Source organism: Lysinibacillus sp. UGB7 (assembly GCF_049058285.1).
Taxonomy (GTDB): Bacteria; Bacillota; Bacilli; order Bacillales_A; family Planococcaceae; genus Lysinibacillus; species Lysinibacillus sphaericus_B.
The window spans coordinates 146,259-162,113 of sequence record NZ_JBMGUV010000006.1 but is presented as its reverse complement, the minus strand read 5'-3'; the positions used below and the strand labels follow the sequence as shown (position 1 = coordinate 162,113).

The window sequence follows — 15,855 nt, the reverse complement described above, 5'->3', positions numbered from 1 at the left end:
CTGTCCTTGATGTTTTAATGTGTGTATGACTTAAAACCCATATTTTGTACCTTATTCATCGCTTAGATCGCCCGTCAAGCATCTAGTGATCGCCTACACTTCCTACAACCTTTGATAATATAGCCTCGATACCGTATTGAGTTGTCTTTGCCCAACTGCTCGTATTTCTTTAAGCGTTAATCACCCAGTGTTAGTCCGTAATCATTGCGTCTAGTTGTTTTGTGTAAATGTTAATACTAGCCCTTGTTTGCCCATTAGGTTTGATCTCCTAAGTTGCGGTATAATTGTTAACAGATAATAAAGTTGTTTAATTTTGACCATTCAAATGCAATAACCACCTATCGCCTAAATTTGATAGGTGGTTTTAAAATCGTTTTAAAATCTATTTAATATTCTATAGCTCGAATTTATACAGATAATAAAGTCATTTAATTTATAAATAAGTACCTTTTTTGATGCTACACCCCTAATCACATAGTTTTCTTCTTAAAAATATACGGTAGCACCTCTAACAACCGTTCACGTGTGATGGGATCTTCATAATTCCATGTAGCATCCATAAAATGAATCTTACCGGGAGTTAACTCGACTATAGCCGCGATTTGTGGACAGTGAGCAACTGTTTGCAATTCTTTGCGAGAAGCCAAGATGAAATTGCGTTCTCCAGCATAGTGTTTCATTTGATGCTGCTGAATTTCTATCCATGCTTGCCCTTGCTCGATTAGGTGCATCACTTGGGCAGATGGACGAAAGCCAAGTGATTCATACAAGGAGGCAGCCAATCCGTTTTGGCCCATAATATAAAATTTTGTACCTAGCTTAAGATAAACAGTAGCCGTCTCCCCAGCAATATAAGCATCTGCTAATTGTCTACGTACCAGTCTTACTTTGTCCTCATATGTAGTAATCCACTTCTCCGCCGCTTTACTACGTTCAAATAGTTTAGCGATATACCGTAATCGTTCAAATAGTCTAAACTTATTGTCCAACACAACAGTAGGAGCAATCGCATCTAGTACTTGTAAATCTTGTGCATGATGATGATAGCTAAGCAACACTAACTCAGGCTGCAGCTGTGCTATTTTATCGGGATCTGCCCAATGTCCAATATTTTGAATATTTTGTAACTTATTGTAATAAATTACATTATCTTTCATAGAGATGGCCGCTCCTATAGGAGATATGCCTAGAACTAGTAATTCTCCAAGTGTATATTTGCCATCAGTCACAATACGCGTTGCATTTCTAGGAACAAGAACTTTTCTACCAAGTGAATCGATAACTGTTCTTTGCTGAGTATGTAGATGGATATTGGCATATTCACGCGGAGTGTTTCCAGTTAATTTACGAAAGCATCGGCTGAAATAGTATTCATCCTTGAACCCAATTTGTCGAGATATTTTGCTCAATGGCTCAGTGGAATTGCAAAGTAGTTTCTTTGCGTGCTTGATACGTAAATGGACCAAATAATCAGTTGGCTTTTGACCAGTCAATGTTTTAAACTGTTGACTATATTGCCATCTGACCATTCCAGCCATGTTAGCTAGTTGTTCTACTGTCAAGTCTTCATCATAATGCTTTTCCATATAATGTACAGTATGTTGTATCATTTTTATCTTTTCTTCGTTCTGCAAATGGGCAGCTTGCTCATCTAACTGGACCATCATACTTAGAATAAACTGAAGTCTACTTTGCATCATTGCCATTTCTGATGCGGACAGAGAGGAACGGAACGGATTCCTCATCTCTGCTTCATTTCCTAATATTTGCTTGACTCGAGAAAATAACAGACTATAGGGATAACCACAAAGCAAGGGTGGATGAGCAACCGGATTCATATTCATTCCTTCTACTTCAAAGGTTTCAAAGGTAAAGCGCACAAGCTCTCCCTCGCCGTTGCTTGATTCCACCGTGTAGCGTTGTACTGGTAAAACTAGAATGCAGCTCCCTTGTCGCAGATCGATTGCAATTTTATCTATGTACAGCCGTATGCCAGGACTAAGTGCTATCAATAATGTGCATAAATTTGTTTCATTGTTATTTATTCCCTCATTATGGCTAATCGCTGAGATCGTCTGGTCAACTTGAAACCTATCACAGTGTTGTAGCCTAATATACAAGGATGCTAGATTCATAAGCAACTCCCCAACTATTGAAAGTGATTATCATTATCATTAATATAACATATAATGACCCGCTTTCAACTATAGCTCAGCTTTATTAGTTCGAGTATGTGCTATTTTAGAAAACTAACGGTTTAAAGAACTGAGTGGGCAGATACAATTTCTTACGGCCGTTGCATCCATTGTGGCAGCTCTTTAAACAATTGCTCCAAAGCTAACAAGCCATCTGTATTCCATTCAGCAGAAGCAACGTAAACATTTCCCTTTTGGACTGCAGGCAGAGTTCCCCATAGCGGGCTTCTTTGTAGCAGTTGGTCAGATTCTGTTTTACTTTCATCATTATCTTGTACAAGTACAAACAAATGATCACCAGCAAACTCTGGAATCACCTCCTCTGAAACCTCAACGAAAGATACCCCTTTTTGATCAATAATATTTTTCTGTACTGCTGGCGGGATGGCAAAGCCGTTCTCTCCATAAATAATGGCACCAAGTGAACGATTACCCATAACATAAAGCGTTTTACCTAACTGGTAGAAAACTGTTGCTGACTCCCCTTCTGCTAATTGAAGCTTATCAAACATTTCTTGCGACTGTGTTTCAAACTTAGCAATCAATTGAGCTGCCTCTTTCTGTTGGCCAAAGATATTTCCCATTTCCTTTATACGTTCTGCATAAGGAAGAGCTGGGTTGAAGGGGATAGTAGGAGCAATTTTCGACAATGCCTCATTTTGCTCTGCATCAGCATTGTAATAACTATTAATAATCAGATCCGGTTTTAAAGTTAGAATCATCTCTAAGTCACCTGGATGTCCAACATCAACTATTCCTTCCGTTTTGCCTTCATAGTAACTATGATTAGCATGGATAAGATTACTACCAACGATTGGAATATCCATCACCAAGAAATCGCCAAGCGTCGGACCAATATAAACGACCCGTTTGGGATGTGCAGGTATTTTAACTTGTTCACCTTTAATCGTTGTATACTGTATTGTTTTCTCGCTTTCCTCTTTCTGTTCATCAGACACGTTGCTATTAACATTAGAAGTACTGCATGCTGATAATATCACCAACAGGAGAAAGCTCCCTGCCCATAGTATAATTTGCTTTCCACGATGTTTCTTCACACTTGTTGCCCCTTTCCTTCTTGCCTTTAATTGAAAATGATTATCATTTACGGCATTATTATAGCTTGTGCGAAAAGAGGAAACAATGGAAAAAACGCAACGATTTATTTGGATAAATGTCAATGGCATCAATAGAAAAAGTTTCAGTTTGTCCAGTATTAAAATATTTAACAGCTATCGATGTCATTCTAGGTGTCTTCCATCTTTAATGTCATAGAAACTCTCACATGAAAAGTGAATAATTCACAAATTAGATGCGTTATCTATTAAATTTTGAATTTAATTTAATTCTTTTCTTCTTTTAGTAAGTCTCTGTTTAGCATTCGCCATCATTTCCTCCCAAACAAAAAACATCCGTTCGCTTATTTCATTTATAAGCAAACAGATGCAAATTACACATATATTTAAACAACTATTTTATTTTTAAACAACTTTATTATCTCTTAACAATAACACTGTTACTGACTAACCGTAAAAGGTCATGAGCCAATTCTAGGCTGTAGCGTTTGATCACGCTGCAGCTTCTTTTTGATGTATAAATTAACAAATTGTGTACAGAATAATTATTGCCATGAGATTTTCTCCACTGATTTGAGGCCGCAGCCACTTCCCTCGTTGCGGCTTTTTTTATGTTACAATTCACATAAAATACATATTGAGGTGATTTTATGGAGAATGATAAATTAATTTGTAAGGCTTGTGGTAACGATTCCTTTGCAACTGGTCAAATTGGCAGTATAACTAGTGAAGGTAACGTTAGACCTATAGGTTCTATAATTGCTGCTGGGTCCCCACTTATTTTAACATTTTGCAAAAAATGTGGTGAAGCAGCTTCAACCAAAGTAGCCAAACCCGAAAAATTCAAATAATCCCGTAGTTTTGTTTAGAGTCACTTTTAACCGAGTGACCCTTTAGATTGACGCCAAAAGGTATTCGGAACGTGATTATGCCGAATACCTTTTGAAATGTTATCAGAAATAGTAGTGACAAATAACCGCTATTAACGACAGTAGTTAGCTACGAGCAACTATTTTCTGCCGTTTTTAAACTTTACCATGAATTAGCTAGCTTCTTTAAATTCATGGCAGTCATGGACAATTAAGGTTGTCCAACGCATACCATGCTTTTCTTTCGCATCCGCACATATACGTTCAATCGTTTCTTTTAGAAGTGCATAGATCTGTTTCATGTCACATTGATGACGTAAAAGATTCCACATGATGCGACCAAATAGGACGTCCAATGATTTTCCGATAGCAGCATTTCTAATTGATGTCGTTCATTATTACTATTTTTCATCATCCTTATCCATCACCTCAATCATTTATAGACGTACACGAGTTGGTTGGAGCACAGGCGGCGACTTCTGCGGGAATAGCATGAGCTGAAGCCCCGCAAGAGCTTAGCGACGAGGAGACTGAAGCCGTGCCCGCGAAAAGCGTCCGCCGTAACGGAAATCAACGGCTTCATATAGATACTTCTCTTATTTCATCTTTAGCTCATTTTTTTTAGTAAAAATAAGCAATAATCCAAACAGATAATAAATAACACTTGTCACTATGACACTATAAAATAACACAGAGATTGAAGTCGGCCCCCATACTTTAATAAATTCCCAAGGCAATCCGTCGAATAAAATCTTTGGGAACAGTATCAAGAGTGTCAAAATGGCAGCTACAATTAACGAATGTATGGAAAGTAGAAAAATCCTCTTTGCGCTTAAAGATACTCTAATGCGTTGCTTTCTATAAAATTTTCTCGCGATTCTTAGCGAAAAAATGCTGAAAAATGCACCGAAACCAAAGATCGTAATACAAATGATGGTCACGATTTTATCCAATTTTTGATAGCTGTCGGAATGATTATTGTTAACATTTCCCCCTTCCCATAAATCCATCACGCCTTGACCTATAGCTGTTGTAAAGCTCGTATTCATATTGGACAGTATGGCTACGCCTAATTGTTCATCAGGCTGCATGATGAAATACGAGGTAAATGTTGGATTTTCTCCGGCATGGAGGATATATTGTTTTTCGTCTTTTTCCATAACGCCCCAGCCACTAGCATAGTATGTATCCTTATCGAAAGGCTCTACTGATTGATCAGGGATATGCGATTCTTGAATGATTTTTTTGCCAATAGGATAAATTTGGCTGATTCCTAACTGTAAGTTCAGCCATTTTGCGATATCATTCGTATTGCTGACAATATACCCAGCTGGTACATTTCCACGATAAATCGGTGGCGTGTATGTTTGCTCCCGCATAAACCCTCTTTTATAACCGGTTGCCATTTCTGTTGAATTCACTTGTTGAAGCCCAACAAAGGAATCATTCATATCGACTGGCTCTAAAATCTGCTGTTTTATATACATTTCATAGGGCTGTTTTGTTATTTTCTCAATAACAAGACCCAATACATCGTAATTAATTGTTGCGTATTCAAATGAACTGCCAGGTTTACGATTTAATTGTTGATTTAGTAATGTTTTCACAGTCAACTCAATAGCGTTATCCGCTGTACTTTTAGGGATACGAGCTATAGTGTTAGAAGCTATCCCACTCGTATGGTAAAGTAACTGATTGATAGTAACCGTCTGCACATCCCCATTATATTTTAGCTCTAACCAAGGAATATACTTTCGGACATCGTCAGTTCGTGTTAACAAACCTTCCTTTTCCAATTGCAGAATGGCTAGCCCTGTAAATGCTTTCGTCGTGGATCCTATTTCAAACAATGTATTAGAAGTGACGGGTGTTTTTTCCTTTACATCAGCGTATCCGAAGCCTTTTTGATAGACCGTTTTCCCCTTCTCTACAATAACTAATGATAATCCTGGAATTTTACTAATGGCTCTTTGCTCTTCAACAAATTGTTCAATCTTTTGAATTTTTTCTTTCGAGTCCGCGTACGCTATTTTTGGTAATAATCCATTAAATATTAGAATCATAGCAAGCATAAACATAAACATTTTTAATGATGATTTCATTTTAGTTTCTCCTTTGGATTTACACGTTTCAACTAAGTATTGCTGGTTACAAGAAAAAAATTTCTTACAACATCGTTTAATATAACAAGCAAATAATACCGAAACCATCGTTTTACATGACCAAAAACGATACAACATGACAATTTTGTCACATAATGTTGTTCTGTTATCCTGTAGTTAAATCAATTTTTATAATGGCATCACTTTTCATTTCAAAGATAGAAAGCAGGTAAGAATCAACTTTGGAGCTTTTTAGATTTCCTCAATCTTTTCTAATGATTCAGGTATCTAACATTCAACTTGAGTTATGGCTATTTTCTTATTTCATAAGTCACTTCACCCCTTTTTTAAGAGATGTTCTTAATTACTCAAATCCGCGCTTTTTTTGTCCAAGCTTATATGTATCAATTAAAGCTCTTGGCACCTAAAGGGTACAACGAACTTCTAAAGTAGGGATAAAATGAAGAAAAAAATTATATTAATAGTAAGCTTAATAGCAACACTTCTGCTTTCTGGCTGTTGGGATGTATCGGAACCCCAAAGGATGTATTATGTTCATGGCGTCGGTATTGATTTCAAGGACGATCAATATGAAATATTTATGCAAATTATTGACTTTACAAATATAGCCAAATCTGAGCAACCGAATCCAGAAGCAACACAGGCTGAAATTGGACGTGCTAAAGGGAAAACGATGGAGGAGGCTTTTTTTAAATTATATCGTTCCATCGATCAAAAAGTATTTTGGGGACATATGACCTATCTTATTTTATCTGAGGAGGCAATGAAAAGTGAGCATGCTGTACCCATTATCGATAGTTTTTTACGTCATCGAGAAACAAGATATCAAATTTGGGCTTATTGCACACAGGAACCCATTGAAGAAATTCTCTTAGTAACACCCATCATAAATAAATCGCTTACAGCATCTAAACTGAGTAATCCACTCACTTCAGGTGCACAAGAGTCATTCGTTGAACCCATCAATTTACGAAAGTCAATTATTGGGTTAAATGAACCAAGCCATGAAATTAGTATTCCATTAGTGACAATTAATAAAAATTGGCAGACTTCAGACCAGTCATCCGAAGAAACTGCATTGACAGGTGTCGGCATACTTTCAAAAGATGGTTTTAAAGGCTTTATTAAAGATGAAGCTGCAAAAGGTTTGCAATGGATGCAGGAAAAAAAGAGCCAAGGAGAGGTAACCTTTAAGTTAGAAAATGGTGAAAACGATTACTTAACAGTAGATTTAGAAAAAATAAGCCTAGAGGTTGAACCAATTGTAAAAAACAATCAGGTTAAGTTTGAAATAGATGTAACTTTTAATGCCACGCTTAATGGCTTTAAAGGAAAAGTTACTTCCGATGAGATAAGAAAAAATATTATAGCGGAGGTTAAAAAAAATATAATAACAGCCTATGAAGCAGGATTAAAATTAGATGTAGACATTTATCGTTTATCCGAATATTTATATCGAAAAAACATTAAAGTATGGAAAACCCTGGAGAATGATGGCAAAATACCATTAACCGAAGATTCAATTAGTAAACTAGACATTCATGTAAATAAAGTTAATCCTGGACGAAAAACATTTTCTGAAACAATCAAAGAATAACTATAAAAAGATCGAATACTTGTGTTAAATCTCAAGTATTTGGTCTTTTTTGAATCGTTTCACATCGGATGTCTGCAGCCTGTATGTCTCAATTCGTCACTCCTTCTGAGTTATTATTACATCTACTGCATGCCTATATCAATCACGACATCTTTTACCTTATTCGTTTGTGTTGACATACAAAAAAAGACATCACTTAGACGTCTTTAATGTGTTATCAATATCCTCAATTAAGCGGTCTACTTGTTCCTTTGTAATTTTAATTACATATAACTCTTTACGTTCTTCATTATGGCGTCGTCTCTGGTGTTTGGGATATTGATAATCGAATGACGTATCTTTTTCCATAAAATCACCTCTTAAAGCTATTTTCAATATAAAGTATAACAAACTTTCAATAAAAAGGAAATTAACTAAATAGTTTTTCCTTCTCAAAAAACAAAAAAAGAAAACGAATAAAAATCTTATTAATCAGTTGAAAGGAAAAAAGTAGTTGAGCAAGTAGATTACGTTTGAATATAAGGTTAAACTTATATGATTACCAATGATGCTCGATTTCAACAAAGTAACGAATATACAGGGATAAAAGCCCATTCGCTACATTAAATGACCGATCAGTAGACTTTAATGCTTAAGAATATAGTTTCATTATTTGTTCATTCATCAGCATATTATTATCTGCTAAATCAATGAAATATGGTAATTGCCATTTTTGAGTAGTTACTGCTTGCATATTGGTTGGTTCATCCCAACTTGGATAGACTCTGATTGCCATCTTGCCCTTTTTATCTTTTGTTTTTAGAATACCTTTTTTCATCAGAAGTTCTTTTGGGAAAACAAATTGACCGACCTTTTTATTTTTAAAGGTAGTGATAACTAGTAAGTCTGGGAAGTCTTTATAATGATATGCTTGATTTTTATTGCAGTCATCCTTCTCCCAAAAAGCGACAAATTGTCCGATTTTGGTTGGCGTTATTTTGGCAACCCTAAAGCGAATTGTTTTCAAATTTAAAGTGAATTTCCCTGCTCCATATTCTGAATTTTGTTGTTCTTCTTGAATATTGCTGATCATTAGGTTATTTGGTTCGTATATCTTATTATTTGTAAAAGTTACTGCATCATAAAATCTGCTCATGGTGTCTTTCTCCTTTGTTAATAGTACAAGACAGGGCCTTCTCTTACGTTCAAAAAAGCACCGCAAACTACTAGTATACTATAATACTGTTAGTTCACGGTACTGTGATTCACCGTATCTAACGCTCACTATACTTAAACTGTCATCTGCTATTTCGCCCTTAATTATCCATAATTCAACAATTTTAAAAAGGCCACTTCCATTTAGAAAGTGACCCAAAACAGGAGAGTTTTTTTGTAAGGCTAGATTAGCTTTACACTACTATTACTATGCGATGAAAGCTATTTTTGACTAGTCTTTTGTCTGAGCAATAGATTTTAAAAATAAAAAAGTAGAAACAAGCATCGAGATCTAATGCTAGTTTAGCCATCAACATGTTTGGTCCCATGCCAACCGCAGACGGAATGCGAAATTGAGAATAAATTAGCATTTTGAATTTCCTTTGCTGCCTGTTCAGGTGAACCCCAAAGGCTTTGCTGTATGTACTCCTTTTGTTGTGTAACATTAAAAAAACAATCTAAACACCCATCATAAAAATCGAGGGCACTGAAAAAGTCCGAAATTTAATTTAAGCAGTGAAAAGTTCGATTGAATCGAACTTTTCACTGCTTTTTATTATATGGTTCTAAGTCAAATGTTTCATTTTTGAGGCACCCCTACTGAGAGATGAATAGTTATATTATTTATATTCGCTATTTAGTTAAATGCTATTTTTTTACTGCTTCATAAGTAAATACCTCAGAATCATTCGTTGGATATTTATTATATTCGTAATCTGAAGAAATCGTAACATCTTTAAATCCAATATCTTGTAAAATAGCTCGAAACTCTTCTACTCCATACCACTTTAATGGGAAGATTTCTAACTCAGTGTCAATTAGTTTAGTATTTTGCCATTTCTGATATTTATTATGCGTAGTAGTAAATTGATTAATGTAATCCACATCCACTAATACTTCTTCCAAAGTTATAGAGTCACCGTCTTGATTCTTTAATACTCTAGTCGCAAGATAACCTTTCTCAAACGACTCGGGAAGGAAAGTATCCACTATTAAACGGCCTCCATCCTCTAAGTGATCGTAAAAGCACTTTAAAGCATTTAAAGAATCTTCTCTTTGATGCATTAATAGGAATGATCCAGTCGGAATAATAATTGCTTCATATTTTTGTTCCAATGTAAAATTGCACATATTTAATGAATATAGATTTGGTGAAAGCTCTCTTTCCGCACAATTCTTTTTACATAAACTTAACATGTCATCGGAAAGATCAAAACCTTCAATGTTTAGCCCTTTTTGCAGTAGAGGTATTAAGATACGTCCATTACCAACAGCAGGCTCTAATATTCTTCCCTTAACACCTTCTAACCTTTTTAGATAATACTCTACATCACCAAATGATTTACCAATATATTTATCTATATCGTATACTTCTGTGGATAACCTTCCGTAAAAACTAATCATCTCTATTCTCCTAACTAAAATTTTTTTATTTTCTGTGCTTGTAGTAATTTCTTTTGTTTTAAAAGATCCCTATTTTCTCTTTTATCCTTCAAAGTCTCCGCTCCCTCTTTTTTATATCTTTCCCTTAATTTATATCGGCGAAGATTTTTTGGAATTAGACTTTTAGAAGGCTCAGGCGCTAGAAGCTTAGAAACACCTGTGGATTCATATGATTTTAAATCATAAACTTCAGAAAAATAACTATCTGCAGTACCTGGCTCATAGTTCTTTATTTCTGGATAAGAAGAAATAACGCCTTCAAAATTTCTTAAAACAAATTTCTCAGGACTCTGAGAAATTATATAATTTGGTTGTAAAGCAATCTTCCCACCACCGTCTGGGGCATCTACTACGAATGTAGGAACAGCATAGCCGGAAGTATGCCCTCTCAAAGATTCAATTATTTCCAATCCTTTAGAAATAGGCGCTCTAAAATGACTAATACCTTCTGATAGATCACATTGATAAATATAGTATGGTCTAACCCGGGTTTTGACTAAATCATGTACTAATTTTTTCATTATCGGAACACTATCGTTAATGCCCGTAAGAATAACAGACTGATTCCCAACTGGAACTCCAGCATCCACTAATTTTTCACATGCTTCTTTTGCTTCTTCAGTTAATTCCAATGAAGTATTGAAGTGTGTATTTAGCCATACAGGATGATATTTTTTAAAAATATCACACAATTCATCAGTTATTCTTTGAGGAAATACTACTGGTGCTCTAGTGCCAATTCTAATTATTTCTACATGCGATATTTCTCTTAAATTACTTATAATATACTCAAGTATTTTGTCGTTAATTAATAAGGCATCCCCTCCTGATAATAGAACGTCTCTAATTTCTTCATTATTCCTAATGTAATCAAGAGCTGTATCAAGTTGCTTTTTAGGTACCGCCATTCCCACCTGTCCAGAAAACCTTCTTCTTGTACAATATCTACAATACATGGAGCATTGATTGGTAACTAAGAATAATACTCTATCTGGGTATCTATGTGTTATACCTGGTACTGGCGAATCTTCATCTTCATCCAATGGATCTTCTAAATCATAGTGACTCTTAATAATTTCAGCAGATAAGGGTACAGACTGCATACGTATTGGACAACGTACATCATCTGGGTTCATTAAAGATGCATAGTAAGGAGTTATATTCAAAGGAATCGTTTGTAGAGAAATTTTTACTCCTTCTTCTTCTTCAGCAGTCAAGTTTACAACCTTCTTTAAATCATCTAAAGTTTTAATAGTATTCGTTAATTGCCAATGCCAATCATCCCACTGCTCTTGGGTAACATCTTTCCAAAGTTCAATTTCCCGATAATGTCTTCTTTCTCCTGGTTTAAGTTTAGTCTGCATAAATCACCCCTCCTTTAATGTTAGCATATATTCCCATTAATTCACGACTCAATTCTTTCGCAGGGTCCTCGTTCTCATTCAAGTAGAAATGACCACCTTTGAAATACTTACACTTATATTCATTCAGCGTCATTTTCTCCCACAGTTCTACTTCCTCTTCAGGAACTGCCAAATCTTGTTCACCTAACCAAAGCTCCATTGGATATTTGATGAATGCCTTATCATCAAACCTAAATGTATCAAGTAAATGAAAATCTCTTCCTGTAACATCAACTATTGAATTGAACAGGTTCAAGTCAGACTCAAGCTCACTAGGAACTCCACCCAGCCTTCTAATATCTGATATAACACTTTCTCTCGTTCGCCTCGTAAAAGGAGTCTCAGGATACGTTGCATTATTAGATACAGTTATTGGCGACCTAGCAGCTGAAATAATTAATTTTTTAATATATTGACTTTTATCATCAAGTAAACTTGATAAAGCATATACAAATAATCCGCCTAAGCTATGACCAAATAAAACTGATGGACGATCAATATAAGGAGCTACGTTTTTTAGAAGATATTCTTTTGCTTCACAAAATGTAGCTTGAAAAGGCAAATCATTGGTCATTCCTCTACCAGGTAGTTCAAATAAACAAACTTCTACTTCTGAAGATAAGTTTCTTACTAAAGGAACCATTGAAAGTGCCGAACCTCCAGCATGATGAAAACATAACAATTTTAATTTTGCATTTTGATTCGGGTTATATATTAGATAGCCTTTTTCTTGTTTCATCTTCACAATCTATTACCACCTATTAATTTCATTGCTTCATCTACTGTAAGCTCGCCTTGTTTCACTTTTTCTAGTACTTCTATTTTGCTGTAAGATGGAGTCACACTTTCTTGAGTAGGCTTATCCTCTTTTCTAGCCGAAATTTCTTCAACAAATCGGTTGATCGTTGGATATCTGAAAAGGTCTCCAACCACAAACTCATGCTCAGGCAATACTTTTCTAAGTAAGTTATATAATTTTAGAGCAATTAAAGAATGGCCGCCTTGATCGAATAGGCTTCGATTTAGTTGAACTTTTTTCCCTAAAACTACTTCCCACATCTCTCTAACAATATCAACTATATCTCCTGATATTGAAATATTTGTAGCTTCAGTTGATTGTTTTAGAAGTGCTTCAGCTTGTTTCTTTAGTGAAACTCTATCGATTTTACCATTCGTATTTCGAGGCAACTTTTCTAATGAAATAATTAAATTCGGAATAGCAAAATCAGGTAGTATCCCTGAAATGATACTAGTAATTGTCTCAACACTTTGGTTTGTTCCACTTATAAAGGCAATTAATTGATTTTCACCATTAGTATTTAGAAGACATGTGACAAAACATTCCATACCTGATTGAAGTGATAACAACGCGTTCTCCACTTCTCCTAACTCCAATCGGTAGCCTCGAATTTTTACTTGTTGATCACAGCGTCCATAAAATTCAATTACCCCATTAGCGTTTAGCCTAACTAAATCACCTGTACGGAAGTATCTAACACCATCTAAAGCATATATATTTGAAGTAGCTAAGCCATCCTCGGTTACGTATCCTTTTGTAACTTGATTTCCGCCAATGTGTAGTTCACCTATCATGCCAGGGGCTACTAAGTTACCTTTTTTATCAACAATTCTCACAATCGTTCCTGGTAATGGTTCACCTATTGGGCATAGCCCTGATTTAGAACTATCGTCATAGTTATTACATTTATAAACTAACGACTCAATTGTACATTCACTTAGACCATAACCATTATAGAAATTCACACCTTCCCAAAGCATGTTACAAATTTCATTCTTTTCCTCGAGTCTGAACGTATCAGAACCTACCACTACCGTTTTTAAATCCTTTAAAACAATCTTTTCTGCATTTAAAAAGTGGATAAATTCTCTTACTAAAACAGGTGTTGATTCTAGAAATGATATATTATATTTATCTGCTATTTCCGCTAAATATGCCATGTCAATTCTTTTATCTTCCTCGCAAATGAATAAGCATCCACTAGTAGACCATGCCTTCAATAAATCACCTAAAAAAACATCGGAGGTCCAACTCCCTAGTTGTAGAACATTTTGTTCGCGAGAGAAATTATAAAATTGCTTCCAGCTTTGCGTTAGTTGAGACAAACCTTCCGCTTTTAATGAAACTATTTTAGGTTCTCCTGTACTACCAGAAGTAGAAATATAATATGCAAAATCTTCTGAGTTAAACCTGTGAGCCTCGCTCATAATTTCTTTTTCATTAGCACTACACTCGATAATTTTTGAAATGTTATCTAGAAATAAAGACGTTTTTGGCTGCAATATTTCAAAAGTACGTTTATTTCTAGCATCTGGTGTATTCATATCAATTGCACACCACGCAGCACCTATTGTCCAAGTAGCAAAAATGCCGATTGCTGTTTCAATACTTTTCTTCCCAACTAATGCAACCGTATCCCCACTCTGTACTCCTTCTTCAAGTAATTGATTTGCCACAACATTAATACATTTTTTTACATCTCGATAACTTAAATTTCTTTGACCGTCTGATATAGCTAAAGAATCTTCCTTGTGACCTTCTAACATGGATTGAATAGAGAAATTTCCAAAATTTTCAGGTTGTTTTGTATTTAATACATTATTTAGATATAACTCTTCAACTTTCGTTAAGTTCATATTTTTCACTAGCATATTATTATAGGTTTCTATATTTTCAAATATATACTCAAGGGAATCGAGTATTCTCATAAGCTCCATTTTCTCATAACGATGCTGATCCCAACCTAATCTTAAAAATAATGAATTTTGGGTAATATCAAATGTTATCGATAAAGGATCAGAGCTCGTTCCATATTGGTGAACTAAATCACCATTCTTTTTTTTATTTAAACTTCCTTTAAAGTTTTGAAAGATAACAGACGTTTTAAAGATTTCTGAATCTCCAGATACCCCTCCAAATTGCAACAATTTAGAGTATGGAACCCCGCTGTTTTCTGAAACATCTTGTAGATAATCCATTGTCTGCAAACACACTTCTTTTAATGTCAGTTCATCTTCAATATCTATTTTGACTGGTAAGGTGTTTATGAGCATCCCGTTCATATCATTCGACTCTATCAATTGATATGGTCTTAAAGCAAAGGTTGAACCTACATATAGTTTATTTGTTTGTTGATAACGATTTATCAACACTCCCCATATTGTTAAAGCTACACTTGAAGTTGTAACCCTATTTTTTATACTGTAGGCATGAAGGTTCTCTGCCGCTTTCTTACTTAACTCTTTATCTACATACATGAATAATGGCTTTTGATCAACATGTTGTGATTTTTCTATAGCCAGTGTCTCTGCTTGAGTTAAATCACTTAAAACATTTTTCCAATACTCTTCTAGTTCTTTTTTGTACGCTGAATCACTAATATAGTTTAAATAAGGTTCTATATCCGGACGACTTTCTAATGAAGTTACATCCTTGTTTAATAACTTAAAGAAATCTTCAAACGTTTGGGCAATTGACCAGCCATCCATTATGATATGATGATGCACCCATACTAATAAGTTTTTAGTTGGTTTCCAGTTATGAACGATGTAAAATTGCTGAGATTTATCCAACATAGAATGTTGTAGCCTAGCAATCTTACTTTTAAACCAATTCTCTATATTTAAAAATTCGTCTTTAATTGTAAGAAAGTTAACCTCTAATACACTAACTTCCTCCACATTATTTTGAATAATTTGGATAGGTTCTGACTCATAATCCCATTCGAACTTTGTTCTTAATGCTGGATTTGCCTTTACAGTATTCAACCAAGCGTAATGAATTTCTTCAAATGAAAACGTATTTGGAATTTCATAAGATAGAATTTGCCAATATGCATCTGATAATGGGTCCTTTAATGTTTCCATTAACATAACCATTTGCAATGGTGTTAACGGCAATTTTTTGTCATTTTTCACCATCTATCAACCCTCCTTC

General features: G+C 34.9%; 12 protein-coding genes and 1 pseudogene. 2 read left to right on the top strand and 11 right to left on the bottom strand.

Features of this window, described 5'->3' with window-relative positions; genetic code table 11:
* Positions 1 to 470: 470 nt before the first annotated feature.
* Together ACOMCU_RS07935 and ACOMCU_RS07930 are read right to left on the bottom strand one after the other, a co-directional pair.
* The gene (locus ACOMCU_RS07935; RefSeq protein WP_010859475.1) at positions 471 to 2,135 is read right to left on the bottom strand and encodes a helix-turn-helix domain-containing protein; all 1,665 of its coding nucleotides are present in this window, start codon (positions 2,133 to 2,135) and stop codon (positions 471 to 473) included.
* A 152-nt stretch (positions 2,136 to 2,287) separates the two neighbouring features.
* The gene (locus tag ACOMCU_RS07930) at positions 2,288 to 3,253 is read right to left on the bottom strand and encodes an ABC transporter substrate-binding protein (protein WP_010859476.1); all 966 of its coding nucleotides are present in this window, start codon (positions 3,251 to 3,253) and stop codon (positions 2,288 to 2,290) included.
* Positions 3,254 to 3,921: 668 nt separating this feature from the next.
* On the opposite strand from ACOMCU_RS07930, the gene ACOMCU_RS07925 reads away from it, so the two are divergent.
* Positions 3,922 to 4,122, top strand: a complete 201-nt coding sequence (locus ACOMCU_RS07925) for a hypothetical protein (protein WP_010859477.1) — start codon at positions 3,922 to 3,924, stop codon at positions 4,120 to 4,122.
* A 191-nt stretch (positions 4,123 to 4,313) separates the two neighbouring features.
* Here ACOMCU_RS07925 and ACOMCU_RS07920 read toward each other — a convergent pair whose 3' ends face one another.
* Both ACOMCU_RS07920 and ACOMCU_RS07915 read right to left on the bottom strand, forming a co-directional pair.
* Positions 4,314 to 4,472 carry a hypothetical protein gene (locus ACOMCU_RS07920; RefSeq protein WP_010859478.1) on the bottom strand — a complete coding sequence of 53 codons (159 nt, stop codon included), beginning with the start codon at positions 4,470 to 4,472 and terminating at the stop codon, positions 4,314 to 4,316.
* 264 nt (positions 4,473 to 4,736) lie between these two features.
* A complete protein-coding gene (locus ACOMCU_RS07915) occupies positions 4,737 to 6,242 on the bottom strand; it encodes a serine hydrolase domain-containing protein (protein ID WP_010859479.1) in 1,506 nt (501 codons plus the stop codon).
* A 460-nt stretch (positions 6,243 to 6,702) separates the two neighbouring features.
* Here ACOMCU_RS07915 and ACOMCU_RS07910 point away from each other — a divergent pair, with 460 nt between their 5' ends.
* Positions 6,703 to 7,860, top strand: a complete 1,158-nt coding sequence (locus ACOMCU_RS07910) for a Ger(x)C family spore germination protein (protein WP_421049843.1) — start codon at positions 6,703 to 6,705, stop codon at positions 7,858 to 7,860.
* A gap of 192 nt (positions 7,861 to 8,052) precedes the next feature.
* Here ACOMCU_RS07910 and ACOMCU_RS07905 read toward each other — a convergent pair whose 3' ends face one another.
* The 7 genes and pseudogenes from ACOMCU_RS07905 to ACOMCU_RS07875 form a co-directional block, all read right to left on the bottom strand.
* Positions 8,053 to 8,208: a hypothetical protein gene (locus tag ACOMCU_RS07905; RefSeq protein ID WP_421049842.1), complete on the bottom strand. Its 156-nt coding sequence runs from the start codon at positions 8,206 to 8,208 to the stop codon at positions 8,053 to 8,055.
* Between the two features lie 283 nt (positions 8,209 to 8,491).
* Positions 8,492 to 8,995, bottom strand: coding sequence for a MepB family protein (locus ACOMCU_RS07900; protein WP_421049841.1), 504 nt, complete (start codon positions 8,993 to 8,995; stop codon positions 8,492 to 8,494).
* 340 nt (positions 8,996 to 9,335) lie between these two features.
* A pseudogene (locus ACOMCU_RS07895) lies at positions 9,336 to 9,471 on the bottom strand (UV damage repair protein UvrX); the annotation flags it as partial.
* A 231-nt stretch (positions 9,472 to 9,702) separates the two neighbouring features.
* The gene (locus tag ACOMCU_RS07890; protein ID WP_010859483.1) at positions 9,703 to 10,458 is read right to left on the bottom strand and encodes a class I SAM-dependent methyltransferase; all 756 of its coding nucleotides are present in this window, start codon (positions 10,456 to 10,458) and stop codon (positions 9,703 to 9,705) included.
* A gap of 14 nt (positions 10,459 to 10,472) precedes the next feature.
* A complete protein-coding gene (gene ablA, locus ACOMCU_RS07885) occupies positions 10,473 to 11,861 on the bottom strand; it encodes a lysine 2,3-aminomutase (protein ID WP_010859484.1) in 1,389 nt (462 codons plus the stop codon).
* Positions 11,851 to 12,639 (bottom strand): thioesterase II family protein, encoded by a 789-nt coding sequence (locus ACOMCU_RS07880; protein WP_421049869.1) that lies wholly within the window; start codon positions 12,637 to 12,639, stop codon positions 11,851 to 11,853. Before ACOMCU_RS07880 ends, ablA begins: the two co-directional genes overlap by 11 nt.
* Positions 12,640 to 12,641: 2 nt before the next feature.
* The gene (locus ACOMCU_RS07875; RefSeq protein ID WP_421049840.1) at positions 12,642 to 15,836 is read right to left on the bottom strand and encodes a condensation domain-containing protein; all 3,195 of its coding nucleotides are present in this window, start codon (positions 15,834 to 15,836) and stop codon (positions 12,642 to 12,644) included.
* Positions 15,837 to 15,855 lie beyond the last annotated feature (19 nt).